The sequence below is a fragment of the Pseudomonas sp. St290 genome, assembly GCF_018325805.1.
In the GTDB taxonomy this organism is placed as follows: Bacteria; Pseudomonadota; Gammaproteobacteria; order Pseudomonadales; family Pseudomonadaceae; genus Aquipseudomonas; species Aquipseudomonas bijieensis.
On the sequence record NZ_AP014703.1, the window covers coordinates 2,372,495 to 2,386,082 of the forward strand.

Annotated in this window: 10 protein-coding genes; 7 read left to right on the plus strand and 3 right to left on the minus strand. The window is 62.8% G+C overall.

The window, feature by feature from the left end; all coding sequences use genetic code 11:
* Positions 1-171: 171 nt before the first annotated feature.
* Positions 172-2,118 carry a DNA topoisomerase III gene (locus tag PBDP_RS10475; protein WP_212802202.1) on the minus strand — a complete coding sequence of 649 codons (1,947 nt, stop codon included), beginning with the start codon at positions 2,116-2,118 and terminating at the stop codon, positions 172-174.
* Positions 2,119-2,359: 241 nt separating this feature from the next.
* On the opposite strand from PBDP_RS10475, the gene PBDP_RS10480 reads away from it, so the two are divergent.
* The 4 genes from PBDP_RS10480 to PBDP_RS10495 all read left to right on the plus strand — a co-directional run bounded on the left by PBDP_RS10480 (position 2,360) and on the right by PBDP_RS10495 (position 6,921).
* Entirely contained in the window at positions 2,360-2,767 is a 408-nt protein-coding gene (locus PBDP_RS10480; protein WP_212802203.1) for a response regulator, read from the plus strand.
* 102 nt (positions 2,768-2,869) lie between these two features.
* Complete coding sequence (locus PBDP_RS10485) at positions 2,870-3,391, plus strand: sigma-70 family RNA polymerase sigma factor (protein WP_053123338.1); 522 nt, start codon at positions 2,870-2,872, stop codon at positions 3,389-3,391.
* Positions 3,388-4,347, plus strand: a complete 960-nt coding sequence (locus tag PBDP_RS10490) for a FecR domain-containing protein (protein ID WP_109751757.1) — start codon at positions 3,388-3,390, stop codon at positions 4,345-4,347. Before PBDP_RS10485 ends, PBDP_RS10490 begins: the two co-directional genes overlap by 4 nt.
* Before the next feature lie 96 nt (positions 4,348-4,443).
* Complete coding sequence (locus tag PBDP_RS10495; protein WP_109751758.1) at positions 4,444-6,921, plus strand: TonB-dependent siderophore receptor; 2,478 nt, start codon at positions 4,444-4,446, stop codon at positions 6,919-6,921.
* A gap of 42 nt (positions 6,922-6,963) precedes the next feature.
* On the opposite strand, the gene PBDP_RS10500 is transcribed toward PBDP_RS10495, so the two are convergent.
* Together PBDP_RS10500 and PBDP_RS10505 are read right to left on the minus strand one after the other, a co-directional pair.
* The gene (locus tag PBDP_RS10500; RefSeq protein ID WP_109751759.1) at positions 6,964-8,586 is read right to left on the minus strand and encodes an MFS transporter; all 1,623 of its coding nucleotides are present in this window, start codon (positions 8,584-8,586) and stop codon (positions 6,964-6,966) included.
* 205 nt (positions 8,587-8,791) lie between these two features.
* Positions 8,792-10,435, minus strand: a complete 1,644-nt coding sequence (locus tag PBDP_RS10505) for a GMC family oxidoreductase (protein WP_212802204.1) — start codon at positions 10,433-10,435, stop codon at positions 8,792-8,794.
* Positions 10,436-10,565: 130 nt separating this feature from the next.
* On the opposite strand from PBDP_RS10505, the gene PBDP_RS10510 reads away from it, so the two are divergent.
* From PBDP_RS10510 to PBDP_RS10520, 3 genes are all read left to right on the plus strand, one after another.
* Positions 10,566-11,450: a LysR family transcriptional regulator gene (locus PBDP_RS10510; protein WP_109751761.1), complete on the plus strand. Its 885-nt coding sequence runs from the start codon at positions 10,566-10,568 to the stop codon at positions 11,448-11,450.
* 295 nt (positions 11,451-11,745) lie between these two features.
* On the plus strand, positions 11,746-12,123 hold the full coding sequence (locus tag PBDP_RS10515; protein WP_109751763.1) for a c-type cytochrome: 378 nt from the start codon (positions 11,746-11,748) through the stop codon (positions 12,121-12,123).
* A 115-nt stretch (positions 12,124-12,238) separates the two neighbouring features.
* A complete protein-coding gene (locus PBDP_RS10520; protein WP_178082458.1) occupies positions 12,239-13,537 on the plus strand; it encodes a D-arabinono-1,4-lactone oxidase in 1,299 nt (432 codons plus the stop codon).
* The last annotated feature ends 51 nt before the right edge of the window (positions 13,538-13,588 follow it).

The window sequence follows — 13,588 nt, forward strand, 5'->3', positions numbered from 1 at the left end:
ATATTGTCGGACAAAATGGTTTTGTTATGAGAATTCTGGCTCAGGGCAGATATCCCTGTGGGAGCGAGCCTGCTCGCGATGACGGTGTACCAGTCGATATCCAAGGTGATTCAAGTAACGCTATCGCGAGCAGGCTCGCTCCCACAGGGCGACACGGCGAACACGTATTCATCAGGTCGCTTTGGCTTTAGTCGCCTTGCGCGGTGCGCCGCCTGTCTTGCGCTTGGCTGGCTTGCGCTTGTTCTTCCACGGCGTTGCGCCGCGCCCGGCGGGGCTGGCCGGGCCGTTGATGGTCAGGCTCATGCCCTGGCAGCGGGCGACATGCTTGCTCATCCAGGCGGCTTGCCGGGTCACGAATTCTTCCAGGCTCATTTCCCCGCTTTGCACCATGTCCAGCGCCTGTTCCCAGATGGCGGTGGTGCCCGGGTCGGCGATGGCCCGGGGCACGGCGTCGATCAGGCTGAACGCCGCCGGGGTCGCGGACAAGGCCTTGCCGTTTTTCACCAGGTAACCGCGGTCGAGCAGCCCCTGGATGATCGAGGCCCGGGTCGCTTCGGTGCCGATGCCGGTGGTGTCCTTGAGCTTTTGCTTGAGCAGCGGATCCTCCACCAGTTTGGCGACGTTCTTCATTGCCTTGATCAAGTCGCCTTCGGTGAAGGGCTTGGGGGGTTGGGTCCACAGGTCCTTGGGTTTCACCTCATCCACCGCGCAATCGCGACCTTCGGCCAATGCCGGCAGGGTTTGCGGTGCCGGTGCTTCACGGCCCCGTGCCGGCGCCAGCGCTTCGGGCAGGGCGCGTTTCCAGCCGGGTTCGACGATCTGCTTGCCCACGGCACGCAGCGCCTGGCCGGCACAGTCGAAGTCGGCCTGGGTCCGGTCGTATTCGTGGTTGGGCAGGAACTGCGCCAGGTAGCGCGCGCGAATCAGCGTATAGACCGCTCGCTGTTTGCCGGCGAGCTTGTCGAGGTTCTTGGCGGCGGCGGTGGGAATGATGCCGTGGTGAGCACTGACCTTGGCGTCGTTCCAGGCCCGGGACTTGCGCTGCGGCTGCAGGTGCTCGCGCAGCGGCGCCAGGCTCGGGTCGGCCTGGGCGAGGGCGGCCAGGATGGCCGGCGCTTCACTGTGCTGGCTCAAGGGCAGGAAACCGCAATCGCTGCGCGGGTAGGTGATGAGCTTGTAGGTCTCGTAGAGCGACTGGGCAATGTCCAGGGTTTCCTGGGCACCGAGGCCAAGTTTCTTCGAGCAGACCTCCTGTAGCGTGCCCAGGTCGAAGGGCAACGGTGCCGCTTCGCGCAGGCGCTCGGTACATACCTTCAGCGTCCGGGCGGTGGCGGCGTTGCTCATGGCATGAGCGGCGTCCCGGGCCAGGGCCTGGTTCAGGCAGCGCTCCTGGTCGTCGCAGGCATCCGGATCGGCGCGCCACTGGGCGATGAATGCCGTACCTTCGTGGCTCAGTTGCACGTCGATGGCCCAATAGGCGACCGGCACGAAGTCGGCGATGCTGCGGTCGCGGTCCACCACCAGCCGCAGCGTCGGGGTCTGCACGCGCCCTACCGGCAACACACCCTGGTAGCCGGACTGGCGCCCCAGCAGGGTGAACAGGCGACTCATGTTCATGCCGATCAGCCAGTCGGCCCGGGAACGGCCCAGGGCCGAGTGATACAGGTTGAAGGTTTCGATGCCCGGCTTGAGGGCGGCCAGGGCCTTGCGGATCGACGCTTCGTCCAGGGCCGACAGCCATAGCCGTCGGATTGGCCCGCGATAGCGGCAATGTTCCACCAGCTCCCGGGCGATCATTTCGCCTTCACGGTCGGCGTCGGTAGCGATGACCAACTCCTTCGCTTCCCCCAGCAGGCGCTTGACCGCTTTGTACTGACTGGCGGTTTTCGGCTTGACGGTCATTTTCCATTGCGCGGGCACGATGGGCAGGTCGGCCAGGACCCAGCGCTTGTAGCGCGCGTCGTAGGCGTCGGGTGGGGCGGTTTCCAGCAGATGGCCGATGCACCAGGTGACTGTGATACCAGGGCCCAGCCAGCAACCGTCGCCACGGCGCGTGGCACCGAGCACGGCGGCGATGTCCTTGGCCTGGGACGGCTTTTCACACAGGTACAGCTGCATAGCGCCCTTTTCCTGAGCAGATTTCATGGAGCTGTAGCATGGTCATGGATGCGCCCCAGGGCAAGTTTTATCTGTATGGATATACAGATAAAAACGTTGCGCTGCGTTGCCGAGGGGTGTCTGGCGTGACATTCGGCGGCCTGTCGGCACGCAGAATGAATTTCTCGCAGGGGCATGGCTCATAACTTCAAGGCGGTTGAAACCGCAAAGAAGGTTTATGAGGTCAAGGAGAGTCACTTTCATGAATTCGATGCCCAATGGCAACGGCCAGGCGACTACACGTTTGATTCTCGTGGTGGAAGATGATCCAACCATCCTGGATTTCCTCTGTGAAATCCTCGAGGAAGAAGGGTTCGTCGTGGAACCTCGGAAAAACGCTGATGATGCGTTGATATTCCTCGAAGAGAGCGCTGACTACGTCGACCTGTTGCTCACCGACATCACCATGCCCGGCAAGATCGACGGTGCGGACCTGGCCAACCTGACCGGAGACCGTTGGCCGCAGATCCCGCTGCTGATCATGTCCGGCTTCGAGACGCCGGAAAGCGCCGGAATCAAGCACCACGCGTCGTTCATTGCCAAGCCCTGGGCCCTGGGACAGATGCTGGATCTGGTGGAGAGTACGGCCAAAAGTCACGCCATCCACTGAGTGATGCCAGAGGATGGGCGTGGCCGGGCACGTTTGGGTTGCAAGCGGCGATGGCCTCTATGACAATGCGAGTCATTATCAGTCGCGAATTATTCCATTGCCATGCCCGCCAACGATCTGTCCCTACGCAGTGCTGTCGACGTTCTGTACAGTGATCATCACAGTTGGCTCCAGGGCTGGTTGCGCAAGCGCCTGGGCAATACGTTCGATGCCGCCGACCTGACCCAGGATACGTTTGTGCGGGTCATCAAGGCGCGCACCGCGCTGGATATCCGCGAGCCGCGACCGTACCTGTCGATGATCGCCAAAGGGCTGCTGATCGACCTGTTTCGCCGCCGCTCGCTGGAACAATCCTACCTCGAAGCATTGGCGGCCATGCCGCAAGAGCAGCACCCGTCACTGGAAGAACAGGCGATCCTGCTCCAGGCCCTGATGGAGATCGACCGCCTGCTCCTGGGGCTGGGGCCGCGCGTCAGGCAGGCGTTCATCCTGTCGCAGTTCGATGGCCTGACGTACCCGCAGATTGCCGAGCGCCTGGGCGTCAGCGTCCGCACGGTCAACAACCACATGGCCAAGGCCATGGAACATTGCTGCCTGATGCAGATTCAATTGCAGCTTTCATGAACCTGCCCGCCGAAGAGTTGCAAGCCATCCGTGTGGCAGCGCGCTGGTACGCCCGGCTTCATTCCGGCATTGCGACCGACGCGGACCGGGCCGATTGGCGCGCCTGGCTGGCTGCCGATCCGTTGCACGGCCAGGCCTGGCAGCGCATGGCCGCGGTGGCCGAGCAGATGGCGAGTGTGCCGGGCGCCCTCGCGGCGCCGACCTTGAGCGACACCCACCAGCGATCCCGCCGTCAGGTGTTGCGCAGCGCCTTGCTGCTGACGTCCGCCGGTGGCCTGGGCTGGCTGGGCTGGCACAGCCAGGCGACCCAGAACCTGTTTTGCGATCACCGCACCGCGGTGGGCGAGCGTCGCGAGTTCCAGCTGGCCGATGGCAGCACGGTCCTGCTCAACACCGACACCTCGATCAATGTGCGTTTCGATGGACAGCAGCGGCGCCTGGAGCTGTTGCGGGGTGAGATCCTCGTGACGACGGCGTTCGATCCCTGGCGACGTCCATTCAAGGTGGTCACTGGGCCGACCGAAGTGCTTGCGCTGGGCACGCGGTTTATCGTCCGTAGCCAGGCGGGGGGCGGCGAAGTGGCGGTGCTTGAGAAAGCGGTCGAGGTAAGCCTGCTGGCGACTGGTTCAAGGATGCGGGTCGAAGCCGGCCAGCGCCTGGATTTCAATGAGCGTTCGTTGGGGGCGCTGCGTGGCAACGATGTGTCGGTCGGTGCCTGGCAGAAGGGCAGCATCATCGCCATTGACCGTCCCCTGGCGGCGCTGCTGGATGAACTGTCGCGCTACCGTCCCGGTGTGCTGCGCTGGGACCCGGCGATTGGCGACTTGAAGGTTTCCGGTGTATTTCCCGTCGATAACACCGATCTCGCCCTGGCGGCGCTGGAAAGCGGTTTTTCGCTGCGGGTGACCCGCTACAGCCGATTCTGGGTCCAGGTGTCCGGTGGCGATCGGCGCTAATGCCGCGTAATAAAAAAACCAGTCCCTGCACTTTTCATCCTCATCGTTCGGCTCTTCCTCAGTGAGTTTTTATCGACCGTTTGGGGGAGGGAAAGTATGACGTGGGTGAGCGCGCCGGGCCGTCTGGTGTTTGCAGTGAAAATCGGTTTGCTGGCGGTCACGACCGCCGGCGCCACGGCGGTGAATGCCAGCCCGGTTCCAGCGGCTGCGGCGCAGCAGCGCGCGGTGCAGGCCTACGATATCGGCGCCGCCAGCCTGGTGGATGTGCTGACCCGTTTCTCCAGCGCCGCGGGTGTCGCTATTTCGTTTGATGCCCGGCAACTCGAAGGTTTGCGATCACCCGGCCTGAGCGGCTCTTTCGGCGTGGGCGACGGTTTTGCGCGCATTCTGGCTGGTAGCGGCCTGCAAGCCGCCCTCCAGGCCAACGGCACGTACGTGCTGCGCCCCGTGCCGGTCAGCGGTTCGGCACTGGAACTGGACGCAACCACCATCGAGGCACAGCGACTTGGGGCGACCACTGAGCACAGCAATTCCTACACGACGGGCGCGGTCACCATCGGCAAGGGCGAGCACTCCCTGCGCGAGACGCCGCAGTCGGTGACGGTGATTACCCGCAAGATGCTCGATGACCAGAACCTCAATACCATCGATCAAGTCATGGAAAAGACCCCCGGCATTACCGTCTACGACTCGACCATGGGCGGCAAGTATTTCTATTCCCGCGGGTTCCGGATGTCTGGCCAGTATCAATACGATGGCGTTCCGCTGGACATGGGCAACAGCTATGTCCAGGCCGACAGTTTCAGCAGTGACATGGCTTATTACGACCGTGTCGAAGTGCTGCGCGGCGCCGCCGGGATGATGAAGGGGGCGGGCGGCACGTCCGGCGGCGTCAATTTCGTCCGCAAACGCGGTCAGGCCACGGCCCAGACGGAGCTCAGCCTTTCGGGCGGCACCTGGGACAACTATCGTGGGCAGGTCGATACCGGTGGCCCGTTGAATGACTCGGGCACCGTACGGGGCAGGGCGGTGATCGCCGAGCAGAGCCGACATTATTTTTACGACGATGCCCGGCGCAAGGACCAGATCTATTACGGCGCCCTGGACTTCGATCTGTCGCCCGACACGACGCTAGGCGTGGGCGTTGCCTATGAAGACGTCGATGCAAGCCCCTGCTGGGGCGGGCTTCCGCGCTACCGGGACGGCAGCGATCTGAAACTCAGTCGTTCCACTTGCCTGGACCCATCGTGGAACACCTGGCGCAGCCAGCGGACAACGGTGTTTGGCGATCTCAAGCATCAGCTCAATGATGACTGGGCCGTAAAGGTCGCCAGTGTCTATACGAAAAATACTCAGGACATCAAATACGCGTTTGCATCGGGCTCGGTAACGCCCGGCACCTCGACCACCAACATGCTGGGTAGCATGTACGACTATGACCAGGTCGATTACGGCCTTGACGCCTACCTGGACGGCAAGTTCGACGCCCTGGGGCAGCAACATGAGTTGATTGTCGGTTTCAACGCCAGTCGCTCGGACAAGGATGACTTCTTCTCGGTGGCGCTGCTGCCACAGAAGCAGAATGTGTTCGAGCCGGATCGACATATTCCCGAACCGGACGACAGCTACTTCATCGAGAACTCGACGCGCGGTGGTCCGGTCAAGACCGTTACCGAGCAGCAAGGGATGTATTCGACCCTGCGGCTGAAGCTGGCGGACCCGTTGACGTTTGTCGTCGGCAGCCGAGTGAGCTGGTACAGCTCCAAGACCGACTCGGTGTTCCTCACCGGCGGTACGGAACACGCCAAGAGCACGGAGACGGGACAAGTCACGCCGTTTGCCGCTGTGTTGCTGGACCTCAATGAGCACCTGACGGCCTACGCCAGTTACTCGGATATCTTCACGCCCCAGGGCAACTATCGCTCCGAAAGCGGCTCGGCACTCAAGCCCCTGGTGGGCGAGAGTTATGAGCTGGGGATCAAGGGCGAGTGGTTCGACGGACGCCTGAACAGCGCTTTCAACCTGTTCCGCACGCTGCAGAAAGACCAGGCCCAGACGGACTACTTCTCCAGTTGTGCGTCCTCGGATGGTTTCTGCTACGAGAATGCCGGCAAGGTGCGCGCCCAGGGTTTCGAAGCGGAGATCAGCGGTGAAGTCATCGAGCGCCTGCAATTGCTGGCCGGCTACACCTACACCCAGACCAAGACCCTCGACGACATCGACACCAGCCTCAACGGCGGCTCGTTCAACAGCTACGTGCCGCGCCATGTGCTGCGTCTGTGGGGCGATTATGTCCTCGGCGGGGCGTTGGAACGGTTCAGTATCGGTGCCGGGGTCAATGCACAAAGCGACAATTTCCGGGTATCGCCGGTTAGCGGCGAGAAGATCACCCAGGCCGGTTATGCCGTGTGGAACGGTCGCGTGGGCTACCGCATCGATGACACCTGGTCGGTGGCCCTCAATGGCAACAACCTGTTCGACAAGCGTTACTACACCACCATCGGCACCGAGAGCTTCGGTAACTATTACGGTGAGCCACGCAACTTCACGATGACCGTGAAGGCGAGCTTCTGAGTCGGTAGCGAGGGCGCCAACGCCCTCGCCACGGTTTTGCCCTCAATTGGTATCCAGATCCACGTTCCTGGTTTCCCGCAGGCAAAGCATGCCCACCACCAGGCTCACTCCGGTAATCACCACCGGATACCACAGCCCATAGAAGATATCTCCGGTGTAGACCACCAGGGCAAACGATACGGTGGGCAGGAAACCGCCAAACCAGCCGTTGCCGATGTGGTAGGGCAGGGACATGGAGGTGTAGCGGATCCTAGTCGGGAACAGTTCGACCATCAACGCCGCCAGCGGTCCGTAGCACATCGCCGAGATGATGATCAGCGCCACGATCAAGGCCACGATCATCGGCCGGTTGATCTGTTGGGCATCGGCCTGCTGCGGGTAGCCGGCCAGGGTCACCGCACCGCGCAGGGCGGCTTCGTCGTACCCTTCGAGTTTCACGTCACCGACACTGACCTGCACCGCGCTTCCGGCTGGGGCCGCGACGCTGCTGTAGGGCAGGCCCTGCTTGACCAGGAAGGTCTTGACCTTGTCGCAAGGGCTGTCGAAACGCGCCTTGCCCACCGGGTCGAACTGGAAGGTGCAGGTGGCCGGGTCGGCGACCACGGTGATCGGTGCCTGGCGGCTCGCCAGGTCGATGGCTGGGTTGGCGTAATGGGCGAGCGTCTTGAAGATCGGGAAGTACAGGGCGGTCGCCAGCAGCAGGCCGATCATCAGCACCGGTTTGCGCCCGACCTTGTCCGACAGCCAGCCGAAAAAGATGAAGAACGGTGCGCCGATCACCACGCTCACAATCAACAGGCTGTTGGCCAGGGCCGGATCCATCTTCAGGAACTGAGTGAGGAAGAACAGCACGTAGAACTGCGCGGCGTAGAAGGTCACCGCTTGCCCGGCGTTGATGCTGAACAAGGCGATCAGCACCACCTTGAGGTTTTCCCATTTGCCGAACGACTCGCGGATCGGCGCCTTGCAGCACTTGCCTTCCTCTTTCATTTTCAAGAACGCTGGTGACTCATGCAGGCTCAGGCGAATCCAGGTGGAGATGCCCAGCAGCAGGATCGACAGCAGGAACGGAATGCGCCAGCCCCAGACTTCGAACTGATCGCCGGTGAAGTAGCGGCAACCCAGCACCACCAGCAGCGACAGCAGCAATCCGAGGGTGGCGGTGGACTGAATCCAGCTGGTATGGAAACCGCGCTTGCCCATCGGCGCGTGCTCGGCGACGTAGGTCGCCGCGCCACCGTATTCACCGCCCAGGGCCAGGCCCTGGAGCATGCGCAACACCACCAGGATGATCGGCGCGGCGATGCCGATGCTGGCGTAGTTGGGCAGCAGGCCGACGCAGAACGTCGCCAGGCCCATGAGCACGATGGTCGCCAGGAAGGTGTACTTGCGCCCGATCATGTCCCCCAGCCGGCCGAACACCAGCGCACCGAATGGCCGCACGATGAAACCGGCGGCGAACGCCATCAGGGCGAAGATGAACGCCGTGGTGTCGTTGACCCCGGCAAAGAATTGCTTGCTGATCACCGCCGCCAGGGCGCCATAGAGGAAAAAGTCGTACCACTCGAACACCGTCCCCAGGGACGAGGCGAAGATGACTTTCTGGGTTTCCTGGCTGGTGCCGGCGCTGCGCGTGGCTTCCAGGGGCTGAACATGTTCAGACATAGCGGTATCCCTCACAGTGATTGTTTTTGTTGTTCCACTGCGACGCCGGGGTGGCGTCTCCTGATTTGACACACTTTCCTTGAATCGACTCATCTCCCTTGTGGGAGCGAGCCTGCTCGCGATGACGGCTGCACATTCAACACATATGTGACAGATAGATCGCTATCGCGAGCAGGCTCGCTCCCACAGGGGATTCTGTTGTTCTTCAGGCTGTGGCCGGCTCCTTTTGCGGCATGATGATTCTGGTATCTGCCTCGAGCATCATCCGCGCCGCCTTCTCGGCAATCATCAGCGTCGGCGAGCAGGTGTTGCCCGAGGTGATGCGCGGCATGATCGAGGCGTCGGCGATGCGCAGGCCCTTGATGCCACGGACGCGCAGTTGCGCATCCACCACCGCGTCGTGGTCCTGGCCCATGCGGCAAGTGCCGACCGGGTGGAAAATCGTCGTGCCGATCCGGGCGGCGGCCTGGTGCAGTTCTTCTTCGGTTTGCAGACTGGGGCCCGGCAGGTATTCCACCGGTTTGAACGCGCTCAGGGCCGGGGCGGCGACGATGCGTCGGGTCAGGCGGATGGCGTCGGCGGCAACGCGCAAGTCTTCGGGGTGGCTCAAGTAATTGGGCTGGATCAGCGGCGCTTCGTGCGGGTCGGCCGAGCGAATGTCCACCCGGCCACGGCTTTGCGGGCGCAGGTCGCAGACCGACGCGGTGAACGCCGGGAAGCTGTGCAGCGGTTCGCCGAAGCGTTCCAGGGACAACGGCTGCACGTGGTATTCGAGGTTGGCCGAGGTCTGCTCCGGACCCGAGCGGGCGAATGCGCCGAGTTGGCTGGGGGCCATGGACAGCGGGCCGCTGCGGTCGTACAGATAGCGCAGGCCCATGCCCATCTTGCCCCACAGGGTGCCGGCGATCTGGTTCAGCGTGCGGGCATTTTCCAATTGGTAGATCAGTCGCAGTTGCAGGTGGTCCTGCAAGTTGCCGCCCACACCAGGCAGCTCGTGGGTCACGCCGATACCCAAGCGTTGCAGCAGGCTGCGCGGGCCGATCCCGGAGCGTTGCAGGATGCCCGGCGAGCCAACCGCCCCGGCGCACAATACGATTTCCTTACGGGCCTTGAAGGTCATGCCCTTGCCTTGCCAGCGGGCGCTGACAGCGTGGGCGCGGTCATCACGCAATAACACACGGTCCACTTCGACGTCAGTCAACACGGTGAGGTTGGGACGCTGGCGAACCGGCTTGAGAAAGGCCTTGGCCGCATTCCAGCGTACCCCGGCTTTCTGGTTGACCTGGAAGTAGCCGCAGCCTTCATTGTCGCCGCTGTTGAAATCGTCGACGTTGGGGATGCCGCTCTGCTCGGCGGCGCTGCGGAAGGCATCGAGAATCGGCCATGACAGGCGCTGGCGTTCGACCCGCCATTCCCCGCCGGCACCATGGAACTCGGAGGCTCCGGCAAAGTGATTTTCGCTCTGGCGAAACAGCGGCAGAACGTCCTTCCAGGCCCAGCCAGGGTTACCCTCTGCGGCCCAGCCGTCATAGTCCGCAGCCTGGCCGCGCATGTAGATCATGCCGTTGATGGAGGAGCAACCGCCCAGGACCTTTCCGCGGGGATAGCTCAGGGCGCGGCCTTGCAGGCCCGGTTGTGCTTCGGTCTTGAAGCACCAGTCGGTGCGTGGGTTGCCGATGCAGAACAGGTAGCCGACCGGGATGTGAATCCACGGATAGTTGTCGCGCCCGCCGGCTTCGAGCAGCAGCACCCGGTGTTGCGGGTTGGCCGAAAGCCGATTGGCCAGCAAGCATCCGGCAGGGCCGGCGCCCACGATCACGTAATCGTATTCATCGACGACAGGTTGCATTCGCGACCTCATTCTTGTTGTTGTGGGATCCATCCTAGTTGTTAGTTTTCGTCAAAAGAATGTTAGTTTTTGCGCAGCGGCTGTGCGTTTATAAACAGTCGTGCCTTCAGGTGTGTTCAAGGATCGCCTCATGTTCGACTGGAATGACCTGCGCTATTTCCTGGAGCTGCAACGCAGCGGGCGTTTGCTGACGGCTGCACGGCGGTTGAACACCACCCACGCCACGGTGGCCCGGCACATCGAGGCCATCGAGAAAAGCCTGGGCACCGCGCTGTTCGTCCAGCATGCGCAGGGTTATGAACTGACCCCGGCTGGCGAGACGCTGCTCAAGCACGCCGAAGCCATGGAGAACGTGGCGTTGCTGGCCCAGGAGGACATCACCCAGTCCAGCGCACCGCTGGGCAAGATCCGCCTGGGGGTGACCGAAGGGCTGGGCATCATGTTCCTGGCCAGCCGCATGGAGGGGCTGTTCCAGCGTTATCCGGGGCTGGAGGTGGAGCTGGTGGCGGTGCCGCGGTTTGTCAGCATCCTCAACCGCGAGGCGGAAATCAGCATCCACCTCGAACGCCCGGCGGCCGACCTGCTGGTGACGCGCAAGCTCACTGACTACAGCCTGGCGCTGTACGCCAGCCAGGCCTACCTGGACCGCTCGCCAGCACTGCGTAGCCGCGAGGACCTGGCTCGCCACGCCTGGATCGGCTACGTCGATGACTTGCTGTTCAGCCAGGAACTGATGTTCCTCAACAGTTTTTGCCGCAACCCCCGGGTGGTGTTCCACAGCACCAGCGTCATCGCCCAGCAACAGGCCGCGCGCTCGGGGCTGGGGATCGCCGTGCTGCCTTGCTACATGGCCAACGGCGACCCGGCGCTGGTGCCCTTGCTGCCGGACGAAACCATCCGCCGCAGCTATTGGATCAGCACCCGCCGCGAACTGCACAAATCCGTACGCCTGCGGGTGCTGTGGGATTACGTGGTGCAGTTATGTGAGCGCGAGCAGGGGTTATTACTCCCCTGAGCACGCAATGCCCGTGTGGCGAGCCGCTCTGGGGGAACAAGGCTCTGTGGGAGCAAGGCTTGCCCGCGATGAAAAACACACGGTCTATCTGGAACCGAGTCGGCTGCTTCGCGGGCAAGCCTTGCTCCCACAGAACTCATAGAGCCCACAGATAAATCCCCTCGCCACAAAGGTCATTGATAGGCCAGCAGCTGGCCGCCCAAGCCCCCTTTTATGGCCCCCAATGACCTCAAGTCGACGCGCTGGCGTGCCTTAGTGTTGACCCACAACAAGAAAGCGCCGCCAAGAGGTCCCTATGCCGGCAACGACACCTTCAACTTCAATCTGGCTCAAGCCAGCCTTCATCCTCCTGCTCGGTACCCTGCTCACAGGCTGCGGCGAGGAGGCCAAGCCGCCCGCGCCCACGGTGTTCACCGCCATGCCCAGCGATGCGGCGCTGGCCCAGGTTTATGACAGCAGCTGCAAGCTCTGCCACGCCAACCCCGGTGCCGGAGCGCCGTTGACCGGCGACACGAACGCCTGGGCCCCGCGGGTCGCCCAGGGCGCCGACACCCTGCTGGACCACGCGATCAACGGCTACAACGGCATGCCGCCGATGGGCCTGTGCATGCACTGTTCCCAAGAGCAGTTCCTGGCCCTGATCGCCTTCATGTCCGGTCAACATTTCCAATAATAAATACGAGTACTACGGCATGACGATGGACTACTCACGGCGTCGCTTGTTGCAACAGGCCGGCGTTGTCGCAGCCTTTACCGCGCTGGGCAGCCAGGGTGCCCTGGCCGAGCTGATGCGCGCGCCACGGTTGATTCCGTGGCGCAACTGGTCGGGCGCGCAGAGCTGCCTGCCAGCGGCGCGCCTGGCCCCCAAGGACCTCGATGAGCTGGTGCAGGTGGTGCGCCGCGCCGAAGGGCGGATTCGTCCGGTGGGTTCCGGCCATTCCTTCAGCGCCCTGGTGCCCACCGACGGCACCTTGCTGTCGCTGAGTTTTTTCAGTGGGCTGCTGGATCACGACGGGGCCAGCCTGCAAGCCGAGTTCGGTGGCGGCACGCCCATGTCCCGCATGGGCCCGGCGCTCAAGGCCATCGGCCAGGCGCTGCCGAACATGGCCGACGTGGATTACCAGACCCTGGCCGGAGCCATCGCCACCTCGACCCACGGCACCGGCAAGGCTTTCGGCTCGTACGCGTCCCAAGTGGTCGGCCTGCAACTGGTAACGGCCAGCGGCGAGGTGCTCGATTGCGATGCCCAGCGCCATCCTGAAGTGTTCAAGGCTGGCCGGGTGTCTCTTGGCGCGTTGGGGCTGGTGACCCGTGTGCGCCTGCAGAACCGCGCCGCCTATCGCTTGCGCGAGCACCAGTGGGTGGCGAAGACCGAGGAGTTGCTCGAGGACGTGGAAGCGAACACACGGGACAACCAGCATTGGGAAATGCAGGTCGTCACCCATTCCGATTATGCGTTGTCGATTACCCTGAACGAAACCACGGACCCGGCCACGCCGCCGATCAGCCCCGAGGAGGAGGGTGGCAACGAATTCGTCACGCTGATCGAAAACCTCGACAAGTATGGCAGCGACTTTCCCGCGATTCGGCGAGCGCTGCTCAACAGCCTGCGGCTGGTGGCTGATTTCGATGACCGGGTCGGTGACTCCCACGACATCTACGCCAATGCCCGCACCGTGCGCTTCAATGAGATGGAGTACTCGGTACCGGCCGAGCACGGCCCGGCATGCTTGCGGGAAATCCTGGCACTGATCCGCGACAAGGACCTGCGCACCTGGTTTCCCATCGAATACCGCTACGTGAAGGCCGACGACATTGCCCTGAGCATGTTCGAAGGCCGGGACAGTTGCTCGATCTCGGTGCACCAGCATTACCAGATGGACCATCACAACTTCTTTGCCGCCATCGAACCGATCTTCTGGAAATACCAGGGCCGTCCGCATTGGGGGAAATTACACTCCCTGAACGCCAAGGCGCTCCAGGCGCTGTACCCGCGCTGGAACGAATTCGCCGAGGTGCGCCAGGCGCTGGACCCTGGCGGCAAGTTCCTCAATGGGCATCTTTCGTCGATTCTGGGGGTGAGCTGATTGGCTTCAATCGTCGCGGGTCGAGCGCTGACTGGCCTGCAGCTGATGCAT